At 71.4% G+C, this 15,879-nt stretch carries 16 protein-coding genes; 3 read left to right on the forward strand and 13 right to left on the reverse strand.

Features of this window, described 5'->3' with window-relative positions; translation table 11 throughout:
- Positions 1-16: 16 nt before the first annotated feature.
- Both ccmI and JMV16_RS09995 read right to left on the reverse strand, forming a co-directional pair.
- The gene (gene ccmI / locus JMV16_RS09990) at positions 17-1,264 is read right to left on the reverse strand and encodes a c-type cytochrome biogenesis protein CcmI (protein WP_201494098.1); all 1,248 of its coding nucleotides are present in this window, start codon (positions 1,262-1,264) and stop codon (positions 17-19) included.
- Positions 1,265-1,402: 138 nt separating this feature from the next.
- A complete protein-coding gene (locus JMV16_RS09995; protein WP_201494099.1) occupies positions 1,403-2,317 on the reverse strand; it encodes a LysR family transcriptional regulator in 915 nt (304 codons plus the stop codon).
- Between the two features lie 137 nt (positions 2,318-2,454).
- On the opposite strand from JMV16_RS09995, the gene JMV16_RS10000 reads away from it, so the two are divergent.
- From JMV16_RS10000 to JMV16_RS10010, 3 genes are read left to right on the forward strand one after another with little or no spacing between them, the layout of a single operon-like run.
- On the forward strand, positions 2,455-3,309 hold the full coding sequence (locus JMV16_RS10000; RefSeq protein ID WP_201494100.1) for a shikimate dehydrogenase family protein: 855 nt from the start codon (positions 2,455-2,457) through the stop codon (positions 3,307-3,309).
- 46 nt (positions 3,310-3,355) lie between these two features.
- Positions 3,356-4,498 (forward strand): ABC transporter substrate-binding protein, encoded by a 1,143-nt coding sequence (locus JMV16_RS10005; RefSeq protein WP_201494101.1) that lies wholly within the window; start codon positions 3,356-3,358, stop codon positions 4,496-4,498.
- 21 nt (positions 4,499-4,519) lie between these two features.
- Positions 4,520-5,344 (forward strand): amidohydrolase family protein, encoded by an 825-nt coding sequence (locus tag JMV16_RS10010; RefSeq protein ID WP_201494102.1) that lies wholly within the window; start codon positions 4,520-4,522, stop codon positions 5,342-5,344.
- 4 nt (positions 5,345-5,348) lie between these two features.
- Here JMV16_RS10010 and JMV16_RS10015 read toward each other — a convergent pair whose 3' ends face one another.
- The 11 genes from JMV16_RS10015 to JMV16_RS10065 are packed head-to-tail and all read right to left on the reverse strand — an operon-like array spanning position 5,349 to position 15,871.
- The gene (locus JMV16_RS10015) at positions 5,349-5,873 is read right to left on the reverse strand and encodes a hypothetical protein (protein ID WP_201494103.1); all 525 of its coding nucleotides are present in this window, start codon (positions 5,871-5,873) and stop codon (positions 5,349-5,351) included.
- Positions 5,874-5,883: 10 nt separating this feature from the next.
- Positions 5,884-6,669, reverse strand: a complete 786-nt coding sequence (ccsA, locus tag JMV16_RS10020; protein WP_201494104.1) for a cytochrome c biogenesis protein CcsA — start codon at positions 6,667-6,669, stop codon at positions 5,884-5,886.
- Positions 6,662-7,636: a cytochrome c biogenesis protein ResB gene (locus JMV16_RS10025; RefSeq protein ID WP_201494105.1), complete on the reverse strand. Its 975-nt coding sequence runs from the start codon at positions 7,634-7,636 to the stop codon at positions 6,662-6,664. Before JMV16_RS10025 ends, ccsA begins: the two co-directional genes overlap by 8 nt.
- Before the next feature lie 11 nt (positions 7,637-7,647).
- On the reverse strand, positions 7,648-10,197 hold the full coding sequence (locus JMV16_RS10030) for a cytochrome c3 family protein (RefSeq protein WP_236580437.1): 2,550 nt from the start codon (positions 10,195-10,197) through the stop codon (positions 7,648-7,650).
- A 20-nt stretch (positions 10,198-10,217) separates the two neighbouring features.
- Complete coding sequence (locus JMV16_RS10035; RefSeq protein ID WP_201494107.1) at positions 10,218-11,282, reverse strand: 6-bladed beta-propeller; 1,065 nt, start codon at positions 11,280-11,282, stop codon at positions 10,218-10,220.
- Positions 11,279-12,241 (reverse strand): hypothetical protein, encoded by a 963-nt coding sequence (locus tag JMV16_RS10040; RefSeq protein WP_201494108.1) that lies wholly within the window; start codon positions 12,239-12,241, stop codon positions 11,279-11,281. The genes JMV16_RS10035 and JMV16_RS10040 overlap by 4 nt, the downstream gene beginning before the upstream one ends.
- A 3-nt stretch (positions 12,242-12,244) precedes the next feature.
- Positions 12,245-12,613, reverse strand: coding sequence for a c(7)-type cytochrome triheme domain-containing protein (locus JMV16_RS10045; protein ID WP_236580438.1), 369 nt, complete (start codon positions 12,611-12,613; stop codon positions 12,245-12,247).
- The gene (locus JMV16_RS10050) at positions 12,610-13,173 is read right to left on the reverse strand and encodes a c(7)-type cytochrome triheme domain-containing protein (RefSeq protein WP_201494109.1); all 564 of its coding nucleotides are present in this window, start codon (positions 13,171-13,173) and stop codon (positions 12,610-12,612) included. Before JMV16_RS10050 ends, JMV16_RS10045 begins: the two co-directional genes overlap by 4 nt.
- 9 nt (positions 13,174-13,182) lie before the next feature.
- Positions 13,183-14,022 carry a hypothetical protein gene (locus JMV16_RS10055; protein WP_201494110.1) on the reverse strand — a complete coding sequence of 280 codons (840 nt, stop codon included), beginning with the start codon at positions 14,020-14,022 and terminating at the stop codon, positions 13,183-13,185.
- On the reverse strand, positions 14,019-14,879 hold the full coding sequence (locus tag JMV16_RS10060) for a hypothetical protein (protein ID WP_201494111.1): 861 nt from the start codon (positions 14,877-14,879) through the stop codon (positions 14,019-14,021). Before JMV16_RS10060 ends, JMV16_RS10055 begins: the two co-directional genes overlap by 4 nt.
- Positions 14,876-15,871, reverse strand: coding sequence for a c(7)-type cytochrome triheme domain-containing protein (locus tag JMV16_RS10065; protein ID WP_236580439.1), 996 nt, complete (start codon positions 15,869-15,871; stop codon positions 14,876-14,878). Before JMV16_RS10065 ends, JMV16_RS10060 begins: the two co-directional genes overlap by 4 nt.
- Positions 15,872-15,879 lie beyond the last annotated feature (8 nt).

The following is a 15,879-nucleotide window of genomic DNA, read 5'->3' on the forward strand; positions in this document are numbered from 1 at the left end:
GTGGACCGCAGCCGGATCAGGGCTGCACGCCGTCGATCCGCACCTGCACGCTGCGGCTGCCGGGCTTGACCGGCGCGCTCTGGCCGACCAGGTCGCCCGCCTGCGGCGTGGCATTGCCGCTGGCCGAGATGCGGGCGCCGATCACGACCTCGGGAAAAGCCGAGATCTTGAGTTGGGGCTGCATCGCCATCGTGTCGTCGAGATTGAATTCGAAGGGCCGGCCGTCGGCCGGGCGGCGCAGGATGGCCAGCGGCATGCGCGGGCCCTGGGCGGCGCGCGCAAAGACGAAGAGGGTGGCGCCGGCCGGCAGCCTGGCCGCGAGTTCCGGACTCAGCGTGACCTGGCCACTCACCGCGGTGGCAGCGGCGGCCGCAGTAGGCGCCACTGACGGCTCGGCCGTGCCGGCCGCCGGAGCCGCTGCCGTCTCGCCGCTGCCGGCCAGACGCGCGGCCTCGGCGGCATTGGCGCGCATCGCACGCGCCATGTCCGATTGCGGCGGCAGCACCGCCATCGCGCGCTCCCAGTAGCCGCGCGCCGCGGCATAGTCGCGCGCCTCGAAGGCCACGCTGCCGGCCAGGGCCAGTGCCTTGGGATGGCGCGGGTCGGCGTCCAGCGCCTGCTGGATCAGCCGCGCCGGCTCGCCGGTGAGGCGCCGGCCCTGGGTCATCGCGGTCAGGTCGGCCAGATCGGCCAGCAGCGTGGGATTGCCCGGCGTCAGCTCGTTGGCGCGGCGGAAGGCCGCAGCAGCATCGGCAAAGCGCCCGAGCGCCGTGTAGGAGCGGCCCAGCGTGAGCCAGCCATCGACATTCTTGGGCTCGGCCTGCAGGCGCTGCAGCAGGGCCGCGATGCGCTGCTGCATCTCCTCGGCGCCGGCCTGCTGGCCCGCGTTCACCGCTGGCGCCACGCGCGGCTCCACGGCCGCCGGGTTGCCCAGCAGCAGATAGGCGGCCACGCTGCCCAGCGGGATCAGCAACGCCAGCGCCAGCGCGCTGCGGCGGGCCGGCGCCGCGGCAGCCAGCGCGGCCGGTGCGGTGGCATCCTCGACAACACGGGCGCGCGTCTCGGCGCGTGCCTGCTCGACGGCCTCGACGCCCAGCAGGCCGGCGGCCAGATCCTGCTCGACCTCGCGCAGGTGGTCGCGGTGGACCGCCAGATTGGCGGCACCGCCGCTCGCACCATCAGCGCCCGGGTTCAGCAGCGGTGGCAGCAGGAAGAGCATGGCGCCGATCAGGAACAGCGCCAGCACGATCCACAGCATGGTCATCGCACCCGCCCCCACGGCCTGCTTCTCGCCGGGTTCGGGAAAGCCTTCCCGGAAACGGGAAGACGCGGTGCAGCTTGGCGCATCGACATCGTCATGCGCCGGACCATGCAATTCCGCGGCCAGAGCCGCGCCCGTCGCTCAGACCGGGGCCGGCGCCGACTCGCCCAGGTGGTGGGCGGCGCGGTGCAGATGCGCCAGGAAGTGGCGCACGCTGGGTTTGCGCGCGGCATCGGCGCGCGCCAGCGCCCCCAGCGTCAGCTGAAGCGGCCCCTCGACCACACTCACGGTCTCAAGGTGCTGCATCGCGAAGGGGTGGGCCGCGATCTGCTGCGGCAGCAGGCCGACGCAATTGCCACTGGCCAGCAGCGACAGCAGGCCCAGGGTGGAGTTGACCAGCGCGCCGGCCGGCGGCGGCGGCAGGCCGTGGCGCGCGAACAGCAGCCGGGCATAGCCGGAGGCAGGCGTGACGCCGGTGTAGACCCAGGGGACGGCGCCCAACTCGGCCAGGTGCCGCGCCCGCGCCAGCGGATTGCCGCGGCGCACGACGATGACCATGGCGATGGGCATCAGCGTCTCGACCGCGAATTCGCCCGCGGGCAGCTGATCCGGCAGCGGGCCCAGAGCTACGTCGACCTCGCCCTTGCGCAGCGGCGTGAGCTGCTCGATGTAGAGATCCTCGATCACGCGCAGCTGGATGTCGGGGAACTCGCGCCCGAAGGTGCGCAGCGCCTCGGGGATCAGCAGCATCACCGCCAGCGGCACCGCGCCTATGGTCAGCGCGCCCGCCATGCGGCCGCCGAGCTGGCGGATCTGGTCCACCGCCTGGGCCAGCTCGCGCTCCGCCGCCAGCGCCCGCTCGTAGAGCACCATGCCCTGGGCGGTGGCGAGCACGCCGGTGGTCGAGCGCAGCAGCAGCGTCGTCGACAGCTCGCGCTCGAGGTCGCGGATCAGGTGCGTCAGCGCCGGCTGCGAGACCCCCAGCCGGCGCGCGGCGGCGCGCAGGCTGCCTTCCTCGACGGCGGCCGTGAGCGCCCGCAGGCCCGTGAGCTTCATCAAAAGATGATAGCCGCCGCTTATCACGCCACGCCGCGCGCTATTTCTCCCGGCGAGGGGCGGCCTCCTATATTTCCGCTCCGCCGCAGCAGGCAGCGCCAAGGCAAGCCAGCCCGACACGGCACAGGAGCAGACCCATGACCCGCATCACCGGCACCACCCGCGTCTTCTACATCCTGGGCGATCCGGTGGCCCAGGTGCGGGCGCCCGAGGTCTACAACCACCTCTTCCAGCAGCACGGCATCGACGCCGTGGTGGTGCCGCTCAAGCTGCCGGCCGCCGCCCTGCCCGGCTTCCTGGAACACGGCATGAAGGCCGAGAACATCGTCGGCTTCTGGGCCACCATCCCGCACAAGGCGGCGCTGGCCGAGTTGCTGCAGCCCGGCGACCCTGTGGCGCGCATCGCCGGCGCCGTCAACGCCGTGCGGCGCCTGGCCGACGGCCGGCTGGAGGCCAAGCTGTTCGACGGCATAGGCTTCGTCAAGGGCCTTGACCACTTCGGCATCGCGGTCACCGGCCGGCGCGTGCTCGTGGTGGGCGCCGGCGGCGGCGGCCATGCGGTGGCGGCGGCCATGGCCCAGCGCGGCCCGGCCCTGCTGGCCGTCTACAACCGCACGCGCGAGCGCGCCGACAGCCTGGTGCAGCGCCTGCAGCCGCTGGTGAGCGCGGCAGCCGTCACGGCCACCAGCGCCGACCCCGCCGGCTACGACCTCATCGTCAACTGCACCTCGCAGGGCCTGAAGGCCGGCGACCCGCTACCCATAGACCCAGCCCGCGTCGACGCTGGCGCGGCCGTGGTCGACATCATCATGAGCCGCGAACCCACGCCGCTGCTGCGCGCCTGCCGCGAGCGCGGCCTGCGTGCCGAGGCCGGCTTCGAGATGCTGGTGCAGCAGGTGCCGGAATACCTGCGCTTCTTCGGCCTCGAGACGCTGGCCGAGACGCTGCAGGCCCAGCTGGGCGAGGTGCGCACGCTGCTGCTGCCGAAGTAAAGAGCCCCACCCCGTTGCGGCCAAGAACACACGAAGGAGACATCCCATGAAGACACTGCTGCTGCCCCTGCTCACCGGCCTGACGCTGATGGCGGGCACCGCCCTCGCCGCCGAGCCGGTGAAGATCGCCGCCATCCTCGAACTCTCGGGTGCCGGCGTCACCTCGGGCACGAACTTCAAGAACGGCGTCGAGCTGGCGGTGAAGGAAATCAATGCCGCCGGCGGCATCCTCGGCCGCACGCTGGAGCTGAACGCAGCCGACACCCAGAGCAACCCCGGCGTCGCCAAGGGCCTGGCGCAAAAAGCGGTGGACGACGGCGTGTTCGCGGTCTTCGGCCCGGTGTTCTCGGGCTCCATCGCGGTGAGCATGAACGAGACACGGCGCGCCGAGGTGCCCAACTTCACCGGCGGCGAGGCCGCGGCCATCACCAAGCAGGGCAACCCCTACATCTTCCGCACCAGCTTCACGCAGGATTCGGCGATGCCGCGCGTGGCGCGCTACATCGCCCAAACGCTCAAGGCCAAGACCCTGGCCCTCGTCTATGTCAACAACGACTACGGCAAGGGCGGCCGCGAATCGCTGCTGAAGGCGTTGGAGCCGCTGGGCGTGAAGGTGGTCGCCGACATCTCCACCGAGCAGGGCCAGATCGACTTCTCGGCCGCCACGCTCAAGGCCAAGCAGAGCCATGCCGACGCCGTCTTCGTCTACACCAACGAGGAGGAGGCGGCGCGCGTGCTGCGCGAACTGCGCAAGCTGGGCCTGGCCAAGCCGGTCATCGGCGAGACCGTGCTGACGAGCCAGAAGGTGATCGAGCTGGCCGGCGAGGCGGCCAACGGCGCGGTCGCCCACGTCGGCCTCACGGTCGACGCGCCCATCGCCGGCGTGCAGGCCTTCCGCGCCAAGTTCGAGAAGGAGTTCAAGTACACGCCCGACCACAACGGCGTGAAGGGCTATACCGGCATCTACATCATGAAGGCGGCCATCGAGAAGGTGGGCAAGTTCGACCGCAGGGCCGTGGCCCAGGCGCTGCATGGCCTGGCCGTCAGCGTCGCGCAGCAGCCGGGCGTGCTGATGGACGTGAGCATCGATGGCAATGGCGACATCGACCGCGAGAGCTTCCTGACCGAGGCGCGCGGCGGCAAGCAGGTGATCAAGGCCGTGCTGCCGGCGCTGCGCGCCAAGCAATAGAGAAAGTTCCGGAGGCCGGCCATGAGCGTCTTCGACGAGCCCAAGATCGACTGCCACTGCCATGTGCTGGACCCGGCGCGCTTTGCCTATGCGCCCGAGGTGGCCTACCGCCCGGCCGGCCAGGAGATCGCGCCGCTGGCGCAGTACCTGCAGGTGATGGGGGCCTACGGCATCCGGCACGCGCTGATGGTGGGGCCCAACTCCGGCTACAACCTCGACAACCGCTGCCTGCTCGACGCTTTGGCCCAGGGCCAGGGCCGTTTCAAGGGCATCGCGGTGCTGGCGCTGGACACGCCGCGCGACGAGCTGCTGGCGCTGCGCGAGCAAGGCATGGTCGGCGTCGCCTTCAACGCCACCGTCAATGGCACAGCCTTCTACCAGGGCGGCGGCCCGCTGCTGAAGATGCTGGCCGAGTTGGACATGCTGCTGTCGCTGCAGGTCGAGCACGGCCAGCTGATCGACCTGCTGCCGCTGCTGGAGCAAAGCCAGGTGCGCGTGCTGATCGACCACGGCGGCCGCCCCGCCCCCGGCGGCGGCGTCGCCCAGCCGGGCTTCCAGGCGTTGCTGCGGCTGGCGCGCGGCGGGCGCGCCGCGGTCAAGCTCTCGGGCTACCAGAAGTTCTCGACCGAGGCGCCGCCCTATGCCGACACGCGGCCCTTCATCGAGGCCCTGCTGGAAGCCTATACGCTGGACGCCTGCCTGTGGGCCAGCGACTGGCCCTTTCTGCGCGCGCCACAGCGGCTGGATGTGGGCCCGCTGCTGCGCCAGGTGGAACGCCTGCTGCCCGAGGCCGCAGATCGCCGCAAGCTGTTCTGGGACACGCCGAGGCGCTGGCTGGGGTTCTGAGAATTCAGCGCTTGCCGCCGCGACGGGATTCCCATTCCCACAGCGCGGCGCGGGCCCGCGCCAGGTGCTCGGGCCGTTCGCTGCGCGCCAGATGCAGGTAACTGCGCATGGCGCCAGTGGCCATCGCGACATCGCCCTCGGCCTCCCAGGCCAGGGCCAGGCCGTAATAGGCGTTGGCGAGGTCGGGACGCAGCTCGATGGCACCCTCGAAGAAGGCGCGCGCCTGCCGCGGGCGCGCCAGGCCCAGCAGGGCATAGCCCATGTTGGCGTGAGCCTCGGGCAGGCGGGGCGCCAGCGTCAGCACGCGGTTCAGCGCGGTGGCGGCATGCTCGTATTGGCGTGCGTGCAGCATCACCACGGCCTGCTCGAAGCGCTGCGTGACCTCGGCCTCTTGGGGCCACTTCGGTGTGGCGGCAGGCTCCGACGCCAGCGGCGCCGGCGGGCGCTGGTCGAGCCAGACGCCGCCCAGCAGCACCGCCGCCAGGGTCAGCAGCGCACCGGCGCGGCGGCGGTCGCGGCCTGCCTTCATGTCGGCCCTTTCATATCGCACCCTTGTGCGGCGCCACGCTGATGAAGGGCACGCCGAAGAAGGTGAGGAAGGCGACCACGAAAACCCCGGCCAGCGCCAGGCCGAAGGCCGCCGGCGTGGGCCGCAGCGCGGAGCGCGCGTGCAGGGCCGCGGCCAGCGCCAGCCAGGTGACGAAGGCCCAGCTCTCCAGCGGATCCCACGACCAGTAGCGGCCCCAGGCGTCCTGGGCCCAGACCGCGCCGACGATGAGCATCAGCGACTCGAAAACGAAGGCGGCGCCGGCAAAGCGGTGGGCCAGCTCGTCGCAGCGGCGGTCTTCCGGCGCCTGGGCGAAGGCCTGGCGGCCCCAGGCCCAGCGGCGCAACCCCGGCACGGCGCCCATCGCCAGCGCCACCAGCAGCAGACCCAGGAAGAGCTTGCCGACCACGGTGTGCAGGTACAGCAGCACGGTGTCGTAGGTGGCCGGAAAGTGGCCCGGGCGGGCATCGGCCAGCAGCAGCCAGACCGCCATCAGCGCCAGCACCGGCGCTGCCGCCAGCAGCGTGGAGCGCACCTCGCGCACGGCCCAGGCCGAGAGCGTGGCCACCAGGGCCAGGCTCCAGAGATTGGAGCTGAGGATCTCGTACATGGTGGTGAAAGGCCCATGGCCCAGGGCCTGCCAGCGCTGGGCCAGCGACAGCGTGTGCAGCAGCAGGGCCGCAGCGAGCGCCGCGCCGCCAAGGTGGCGCCAGCGCAGGCCGCCCAGCGACGCCGCATAGCAGGCCAGCGCCGCGCGCAGCATCAAGGCCTCATCCATCGGCCAGCCCGGTGCGCAGGGGCGCGGCTGCGGCGGCCCGCGTGTGCGGCCAGAAGCGCTGCAGGTAGTGGGCCGCGAGCGCCAGTGCCGCCAGCAGGCTGGCGGCCAGCAACCAGGGCAGGGCCGGGTCGTAGGCGACGCGGTAACCCATCCAGGTGCGCATCTCCTCGAAGACCAGGCGCCCCCCGGGCAAAGCCAGGGCCTGACCCGGAAGCAGTTCGGCGCGCGCCTCGCCCACGCGCACGACGAGGCGGTACTGGCGCGGCAGGCGGAACTGGGCCGCCGCGTCGGGCGCGATCAGGGTCTCGTCGATCTGCAGCATCACCCAGGCTTCGCGGCCATCGGGCAGGGCCCAGGCGCGCGACTGGCGCAGCTCGTGCATCGGATAGCTGGGCAGGTGGACGGCGCCGCGCAGCGGCTCGCCGGCTGCGGGCTCCCAGCGCAGCAGCGGCGCGAAGCCCTTGTTCGAGCTGGTATAGAAGCGGTGGCCGTCCAGCACCAGCGGCCGGTGGTCGCCGATCACGCCGCGCTGCGGCCGGCCTTGCTCGTCCTGCCAGGCCACAGTGTTGCGCGTGGCCCCGCGCTGGCGGCCGGGCGCGTAGTCGATCTCGAAGCCTTCGTGGCGGAAGGACAGGCGCTGCAGGCGGTCGACGTGCAGTGCCCCGGCTTCGCGGTCGAGCAGACTGCCGTCGAAGGGCTCGCCCTGGGTCAGCTCGAAGCGGCCGTCGAGCGCGGTGAGCCGCCCCACCGCCACCAGCACGGCCAGCGCCAGCAGGGCCAGATGCGCCACCAGCAGCGGCAGCTGGCGGCGAAAGGCCGGATGCAGCACCACCGCCACCAGCAGGTTCAGCGACAGCAGGCTGATCACCAGCGCCAGCGGCCACCAGGCCGGCCTGACGAGTACCACCGCGGCCATCAAGCCCAGCAGGGCCAGCGTGCTGCGCGTCGACCCGAAGTGGGTACTCAACTTCCGAAGCGTCATGGCGGATTGCTGCAGACGTTCTTCATCCAGTCCTTGCCATTGATCGTCTCGTTGCCATTGGTGCCGAAAGTGAGCGCCGAGTTGTTGCTGCCGCAGTTGGTGTCGGTCCAGTTGCCGCTGGTGGCGAAGGTGCGCACCTTGAGCTTGGCGTTCATGTAGTACGGCTCCTGGTTGAACGCCTGGCCCGATGCGTTGTAGCGCCACTCGCGGTTGCCGCCGGCAGGCTGGCCGGCTTCCTCGCCAACGTCGTTGAGGTTGACCAGCAGCGCCTTGTTCTTCCAGCCGTGCGGCACGGCCACATGGCACCAGTTGCAGCGGATGCGGCCGATCTTGTCGGTGTGATAAGCGTGCAGGTTGCCGCGGCCGCTGGGCTGGAAGAAGCCGGTGGTGCCGCCGCCATTGCGGTCGGCATAGGTGTTCTGGTCGTGGCACTTGAAGCACAGCGTATTGGCCGTGCCCGAGCCCGCGGTGTTGTTCCACAGGCCCTTGAGCAGGAAGTTGTTCTGCGAGCCGTGCGGCCCCCAGGGCGAGCCGTTCTCGCCGCCGGGTGGCACGACGCTGGTGGCGGCGGTGTTCTCGCCATGGCAGTCGCTGCAGTACATGGTCTGGGTGCCGACCGCGTTGCTCCAGGGCGAGCGGAAGGCGTTGGCGCCCGCGCCGTTGCGGCCGGTGGCGCCCATCACCGGGTGCCAGCCGCGGTGGTTGTTGGTGGCGTAGTTGGAGCCGGCGCCCGAGGTCGGCTTGGTGCCCTCGCCCTGGTGGGTGACGGGGGCCTGGAATTCCTTGGCCTGGTTGGTGTAGATGGTGAGGTTGTTGCTGCCCGCGGGCGTACCGCCCAGCCGCCCCAGCGCCGGCCGGTTGCCGGCCGGGTAGAGGTTGTTGTCGGCGTAGCCGAAGTCGCTGTGGCACTTCAGGCAGACCTGGTACTCGCGCGTCACATAGGGCTGGGTGACCGCGGTGCTGGGGTTGGTGCCGGGGTCACCGCGCTTGACCGTGTAGCTGTTGGGCAGCACCTGGAACGAGGTGCTGGCATAGACCGGCTCCACGCCCCAGGAGCCGCGCAGCACGCCCGAGGCGAGGTTGCTGTGGGTGTAGCCGGCGGCCTCGTCGTGGCGATGGGTGCCGGCGGCCTCGGGCACGCTGGGGTCGCTGTTGAAGAGGCGGTTCTTGATCACGCGGTGCGGGTTGTGGCAGTCGGTGCACTCGGCGTGGCGCAGGGCGAGGGTGGCCTTGGGCTCCATGCCGTCGGCGCCACAGCGGTTGGTGGCGGTGCTGCAGTCGATGCTGCCGTCGTTGTAGTTGGCCGAGATGTCGTGCGTTTCGGTGGCGCCGCCCTGCTCGGCGGTGGTGATGGGCATGCGGATGCCCAGGCCGAAGGCGCTTTCGATATTGGGCACCTGGGTCACATTGGCCAGCGCCGAGCGCGCGCCCGTGGTGTGGCACTGGTAGCAGGTGTTCTCCAGCGCCGGATTGCCGCCCTGGCGCGCCGCCAGCGGGTTGCCGCCCGGCAGCGCGCCGTCGGTGCCTTCGCGGGTGAGGCGGCGCGCGCCCTGCACCGTGTGGGTGTCGTGGCAGTTCAGGCAGGACGCCTTCCACACTGGCTGCGCCGGCGGAAACTCGCGCAGCGTGGCCGAGGCGTCGCGGTAGGTCTCGTCGGCAACGCTGGGGTTGGCGTGGGCCGAGAAGGCCCAGATGCCCATGCTGCCGTTCTTGTCGTGGCAGCTCAGGCAGACGATGTCGCTGGCGGCATTGAAACTGGCCGTCGGCGTGGCTTCCTGGAAGCGTTGAGCACGCAGGAATTTCTGATTGCCCTTGCTGGCATCGAGTTCGCGGATGTGGGGGTCGTGGCAGCTGGCGCACTGAACCTGGCCGACGCCGCCATTGCCGGTGGCCTCCAGCGGCATCAGCGGCTTGAGCGCCGGTGAGCGCACGCCGACCACGCTGCCGCTGCCGGCCGGCCAGCGCTGCTGGGCGTCGACCGCGCGCAACTCGCCGTCACGCGCGGCCAGGGCGGCATTGAAGGTCACCGAAATCGGGTGGTCGTTGCGCAGGTCGGTGCCCAGGAAGCGCGTGAAGCCGGTGCTCGTGCCCTCGCCCGCCGGCATCACGCCGCCGGGGCCGGTGCCGGTCATCTGGATCGTGGCATTGCTCTGGCCATTGAGCACGTTGACGCTGCCGATGGCCAGGGTGCCGTCGTGGCAGGACAGGCAGAGCTTGGAACTGCCGCCAGGCTGGTTGTTGAAGCCGTCGGCGATGTACTGCGCGTCCAGCGAGCTTGAGGTGTAGGGCGTGTAGGTGGCGCCGGCCGGCACGCGGCGGTTCCACAGCGGCGCCCGCATTGCGGCGCCGCCCTGGTCAGCCTGGGTGGCCCCGTGGGGCGTGTGGCAGAAGACGCAGACCTCGCTGGTGCCGCCGGGCGTGGCGGCATGGGTGGCGAAGGCGCCGCTGGTCGAGAGGTTGTGGCGCGTGCCGCGCACGTCGGAGACGCGCTGTGCGTCGGCCATGTGGGCGGGCAGGCAGGCCAGCACGACGATGAGGGCGGCCATCAGCCGCAACGGCGCAAACATCAACCACCCCCCAGAAACTGGAACAGCACGACGCGGCCATTGAACATGTCGGCCACATGGACGCGGTTGCGCGCGTCCACCCACACACCGGACGGCAGGTAGAAGCGCCCGGTGGCGGTGCCGGTGCCGCCGATGGGCAGCAGGAACTCGCCCTGGGCCGAGTAGACCAGCAGGCTGTCGTAGTAAGACTCGATGACGTAGACATTGCCTTCGCCGTCGACGGCCACGCCCTTGGGCCGCACCAGGTTGCCGATGAAGAGGCCGCGGCTGCCCAGCTTGCGCTGCAGCAGCTGGCCGTCGGCGGCAAAGACCTGGATGCGGTTGTTGAGGGTGTCGGTGACGTAGAGCTCGCCCTGGGCCCAGGCCAGGTAGGTGGGGTAGTTGAACTCGCCGTCGCCGTCGCCGCGGCGGCCTATCACCTGCAGCAGTTCGCCGGCGTCGCTGAAAACCTTGATGTCGTGGGCATAGGTGTCGGCCACGTAGAGCCGGCCCAGGACCGGGTCGCGCGCCAGCCCGGTGGGGCGCTGCAGCAGGCCGGCACCGATGCGCGCCAGCGGCTGGCCCTGTCGGTCGAGCACGAAGACCGCACCCAGTTCGGCGTCGGCGACGAAGACGCGGTCGGCAGCCAGCGCCAGGCCACTGGGCGAGACGAAGCGCCGGGCGCCATCGGCCTGGTCCCACAGCAGCAGCTCGCCCGCCTTCTCGTCGAAGACGAAGACGGCCTGGCGGCTGGTGTCGCTGACATAAAGGCGCCCGGCGTCGTCGCCGATCACCGCGGCCGGGCGTTGCAGCACGGTGGGGGCCTCGCCGCCCTCGTCGAGGCCGGCCACCCAGCGGCCAAAGCGCGTGAGCGCACCGCGCGCTGCGTTGTCGCTGCGGAAATTGGGCTCGCCGGTGAGGGTGCCGGTGTAGGCGTAGCGCGGCACCTCGGGCTCGGCCGGCCACAGCAGGCGCCGGCCCTCGGGCGCGTCGTCCATGCCGTAGTGCAGCTGGCCGCGCACCGGCCCGCCGCTGGCGCAGGCGGCCAGCAGCAGCACCAGACCGATGGCGAGCAAGGCCCTCATGGTTCGCGGTCGTGCATGAAAGAGTGCACCACGACCTGGGCGCCGACGGCGTCGCTGACGGCCAACATCATGGCGTCGACGGCGATGCCTGCAATCTGCTGCACGCCCAGCTCGGCCGCCGACCAGCGCCAGGCCGGGCCGTCCTCGCGCAGGCGAAGCACGGCGTTGTCGAATGCGTCGTGGACATAGACGCGCTCAAGCCGGTCGACCGCCAGCGCCACCGGCTGGCGCAGATCGCCCATGCCCAGGCTGCGCAGCACGCGGCCCTCGCGCGTGACGCGGTGCACCGCGCCAGCGCTGCGGTCGAGCACGAAGAGACCGTTCTTGGCCATCGCCAGGCCGTCGACGCCGGTGATGCGGCGGCCACCGTCGGCCTCGGGCGCCACCAGGCGCAGCAGCGAGCCGGCGCCGCGCTGCTCGGACCATTGCGCGCCCAGGCCGTCGGCCAGCAGCAGCGTGAGGCCGCCATCGGCCAGCGCCAGCGCCACCGGGGAGGTGTTGATGTTGCCGGCGCGGTGGGTCTGCAGCAGACGGCCGTCGCGGCCGAAGCGCAGCACGGCGCGCGAAACCGGGTCCAGCACCCAGGCCGAGAGATCGCTGCCCAGGGCCAGCGCTGTGCCGGGGCCCAGGGGCGCGCCGGCGATGCCGCTCATCGACTGCGAGGCGAGGTCGGCGCGCCAGAGGCGGCCACTGCCCAGATCGGCCACCAGCAATTCGACGCCGCGCAGAGCGATCGCACCCGGCCGCGTCCAGCGCACGTAGGCGCCGCCGGGCAGGCGCGGCAAGGCGCCGGGCTGGGGTGGCTCGGGCGCCAGGTAGCCGCCCTGCAGCGTGCGCCAAAGCTGGGGCCGGCCGAGGCGGGCGGGCTCGGCCTTGCGCTCGGCCGCCGGGCGATCACCGCCCGGGCTGCTGGCGCAACCGGCCAGCACCGAGGCTGCCAGGAAGCTGCGGCGCCGCATCGCCTACCAGCGCCCCGGACCGGAGGTCTGGGCACCGCCCTGGATGCCCGCCGGCGTGCCGGGAATGGCCGAGTGGCAGATCTCGCAGCGCTCGGGGCCCCAGGCAATGGTGTCGTTGTGGCACATGCCGCAGAACTTGCCGTCGATGATGTCGGTCATCAGCACCTCGTTGGCGCCGGCACGCATCTTGAAGCCCAGTTCGTGGTGGCAGACCTTGCAGCGGAAGCGGATGCGATGGAACCAGTGCGGAAACACCACCGGCCGCATGCCATTGGCGTCCGAGCGCTTGTTGATGACGACATCGCCGTATTCAGCATGCAGGATGCCCGGCAGCAGCAAAGCCAGCGCCAGCAGCCAGGCGCCCGTCTTCACGGCGCGGTGCGCCGCGGCAGCGACGAGTTCGGCACGCTGTGGCAGCGGTTGCACTCGGTGAGCGGAAAGGCCACGGCGCCATGGCACAGGCCGCACTGCTCGCCGTTGAGGATGGCCATCATGCTGAACTTGTTCGCGCCGGCCTTGGGTTTGAAGAGCACATCGTGGCAGTTGGCGCAATCCAGCCAGAGCGTGTGCTGGCGATGGGGAAAGCGCACCGCCGGCATCGAGCCGTTGCGCGAGACGATGATGGCGTCTTCGCGCACCCGCACCTCGGTTTCGGGCAGCAGGTTGGTACGCGGATTGATGGTACCGCTGTCGATGGCCTTGACCCAGTTGACCATGTTTCCCGCGGTGTCTCGGGGCAGCGTGGCCAGCGCGTCGGCCGGCTGCTGCAGCACCGCGATACCAGGACCGCGCGGATCGTGCAGGCCGTCCTTCTCGAGCCTGAGCCAGGGCGAGGCTGGCTTGGCGGCCGGCGGTGCGGCGAAGGCGGGGACCATCATCACCAGCAGCAGCAGGGCCGCCAGGCGGCGCAGGAGCGCGGGGATCCCGGCCATCGTCCACGATCACCCGGGGATGTAGATGCCGCCGGCGCGGATGGCCCGCACCAGTTCGCGCGTGGAATCCTCGAGCGTCTTGATCGCCGCGGCGTGTTCGCCGCGCTTGGCCTGGCCCTCGGCCTCGACGCGCATCGTCGCGGCGCGGTCGATGAAGACCTGCATGCCGGGCAACTTGTCCTTGCGGTCGGCGAGCAGCACCTGGATCAGCATGCGGTGGGTCTCGTTGCGGTCGAGCTCGTAGTCGTATTCCTCGCGCGGGGTGGCGAAGTTGAGCGAGCGTACCAGGGTGTCGCCGCGGCGCATCGACTCGATGGACACACGCGCCGTCAGGTAGGCGCGGTCGACCAGGGGCCGCGCTTCGCCGATCTGGCCGGCCGCGGCGCGCTTCTCGGCGTCGGCGATCAGGCCCTCGATGTTGCGCGTGGCCGTGGTGGCCTCCGACGCATTGCCCTTTTCCTGCGTGATGCGCTGCTGCGCCACCAGCAGGGCCTTGGCGCTTTCCAGCCGCGTCGCGAACTCGCGCTTGGCCTGCTCGCCGGCCAGTTGCTCGGGCTTGGCCAGGCGCACACCGTTCATCATCTCGCGCGCCGCCTGGTCGAGCAGCTTGGCCGCTGCCGCGACATCGCCGCGCTGCAGCGTGAGCGTGGCCTCGCGGTGGATCAGGCGGGCGTTGTCCCGCTTCTCGCGGGCGCCGGCATCGCCGCTGGCTTCGATCTGGCGCGCCGCCGAAGACGACTCGATCAGGGTGGCCACCGACTGCAGGCGGCGTTCGAGCTGGTCACGATCCTGCGCCAGCACCGGGGTGGTGAGCAGCAGCGCGACGAGCGTCCAGGCAAGGCGATTCATTGAAGACTCCCGGTGGCCGAGGGCATGGCCACGCCGGCCGCCCCCAAGGCCCGTTGATAGAAGAGGCTGGCATTGCGCAGATGCGCCAGTGCCTGGGCGGTGTCGCCGCCCTTGAAGCTGGCCTCGGCCTGCATGCGCAGCACACGGCCGCTCTCGGCATGGCGTTCGACCGCGGCCAGGGCCTCGCCCTTGGGACGCAAGTCGGCCACCGCCACCGGCACCAGCTCGGCCAGCGACTGGTGGCGCTTCAATTCGAGCTGGAACTCCTCGGCCGGCGAGCTGGCGCGCACCGTGTAATCGATCTCGCGCGTGCCGAGCTGGCGCGCCAGGCCGGCCAGCACATAGCCCTGCGCGGCCTCGAGCGCCCGCACCGATTCTTCGAAACGCGAAGAATCGGCCATCGAGCGCGCGCTGCCAACCAGGCCCAGGGCCTCGGCCAGGTCGCTGCCCTTGCCGTCGGCGGCACCGGCGCGGCTGCGCCAGGAATCGATCAGGCGCTCGACATTGGCCAGCATCTCCTGGTGGCGCTGGCGCAGCGCAGCCTGGCGGGCCGGCGCATCGGGCGCCATGCGCCGCGCCAGGCCCAGGTGCTTGAGGGCATCGTCGACCTGCTGGCGCGCCACGGCCAGGTCGCCGCGCTGCAGCGCCTCTTCGGCCATGCTGAAGCGCAACCGGCCTTCGTCGAGATGGCCCACCGCCTCGACATTGCCGCTGGCGACGATGCGCTGTGCTGTCAGCGAATCGGCGAGCAACCGTGCCGTGAGCTGCATGCGCTGCTCGATCTGGTTGCGGTTCTCGTTGGCCAGCACCGGGCCGGCCGACAAAGCCAGCAGCAGCGCCAGCGCGGCCGCTTTCAAGGCTTGGCCTCGCCGGCGGCCGTGGCCACGGCCTTCTTGCGCGAATGGCACAGGCGGCATTCCGACACCGGGAAGGCCACCTTGCCATGGCAGACGCCGCACTTCTGGCCCAGCAGGATGGAGGCCATGCTGATCTGGTTGGCGCCCTTCTGCGGCATGAAGATGGCCGGGTGACAGTTGGAGCAATCCAGCCATTCGGTGTGCTGCTTGTGCGGGTAGACCACGTCGGGCATCGAGCCCTTGACCTCGCGCACGATGTTGAGGTCCATCACGATGGCGGCGGCGGCCGGGTCGACGCGATCGGCACGCGGCGCGATGGCCTTGGAGTCGAGCGCCTTGACCCAGTCGACGTGATTGCCGGCGTTGGACTTGGGCAGGGCCGCGAAGGCCGTGGCCGGCGGCTGCAGCTGCAGCGTCATGTCGTTCTCGGGGTCGTGGATGCCCGATTCGACGGCCGGCCGGTTGAAGCGGCCCATGGGCCGCAGCAGGCGGTTGAAGGTGTTGACCTCGGCCGCCCGCGCCACCGTGACGGCGGGTGCCGAGGCCGTGGGCGCCGGTGCGGGCGCCGCCGCGACAGGGGCCGGCGCTGGCGCGGGGGCCGCGGGAGCGGGCGCGGCGGCCACGGGCGCCGGTGCCGGGCGGGCCGGCGCCGGGGCCGGTGCCGCGGCTGCCACGGCCTTGCCTCCGCCCATCATGTGCTCGATGGCGGCGCGCAACTGGGCATCGCTGTAGTCGGCGCGGCCACCCTTGGGCGGCATGCCCTTGTCGGTGCCGGCGATGGCGCTCTTGAGCAGGCCCTCGAGCCCGCCCTTGGCCTTGGCGCGCGCCCCCCAGGCAGCCGCGTCGCCGAACTTGGGCGCCCCCAGGATGCCGGGCCCGTGGCAGGCCGCGCAAGCGCCCTCGTAGGCGGTCTTGCCGACCGCCGCCTTGTCCTGGGCCAGCACGCCGCCGGCCAACAGCAGCGCCGCCAGGGCGCCGACGATGCTCTTCATGGCTGTCT

The organism is Rubrivivax sp. A210 (genome assembly GCF_904426505.1).
Lineage (GTDB): Bacteria > Pseudomonadota > Gammaproteobacteria > Burkholderiales > Burkholderiaceae_C > Rubrivivax.